This window comes from Microbacterium testaceum (genome assembly GCF_001476655.1).
Taxonomy (GTDB): Bacteria; Actinomycetota; Actinomycetes; order Actinomycetales; family Microbacteriaceae; genus Microbacterium; species Microbacterium testaceum_C.
Map to the genome: position 1 here is coordinate 1 of NZ_LDRT01000276.1, position 648 is coordinate 648.

The 648-nt window shown below is 69.6% G+C and carries 1 protein-coding gene; it reads left to right on the plus strand.

The genetic code is table 11. The features are described from left to right. A partial coding sequence (locus NS220_RS20350; RefSeq protein WP_058625483.1) for a hypothetical protein occupies positions 1 to 648 on the plus strand: 648 nt, incomplete at both ends.

Below are 648 nucleotides of genomic sequence, written 5' to 3' on the forward strand. Positions count from 1 at the left end.
CGCCCGGTCGCCCCCGTCGAGGCCCCCACGCCGGCCGAGACCACCCTCCTCTCGCCTCCGCACCCGACGCCACGCCGGTATGCGCCCCTGACGATCCTCGGATGCCTCGTGCTCAATCTCGCGGGACTCGTCGTGGTGCAGGAGCTCCACCTGCCGATCTACCTCGACATGGCGGGAACCGCTGTCACGGCGATCGTGTTCGGCCCCTGGTACGGCGTGGCCGTCGGCATGATGACGAACCTCCTGGGCTTCGTCGTCGGCGCTCCGGGCGCCGCGCCCTTCGCCCTCGTGAACGTGGCCGGGGCGCTGGTGTGGGGGTACGGCATCCGGCGCTTCGGCATGGGGGGCGACATCGTGCGCTACTTCCAGCTCAACCTGCTCGTGGCCGTCGCGTGCACGTCGGTCGGAGCCCCTCTGGGCGTGTTCCTGTTCGGCGGTCTCTCCGGCCACGGGTCCGACACCGTCACGGTGTCTCTCGAGCATCTCGGGCTGCCGCTCATCGCCGCGGCCTTCTCGACGAACATCCTCACCTCCGTCATCGACAAACTGCTCACGGGCTTCATCGCCCTGATCGTGTTCGTGTGGCTGCGCCGGGCGTTCGGCGTCTCGTCCGCTCACATGCCGTTGGTCGATCACCTGCACGCCCCG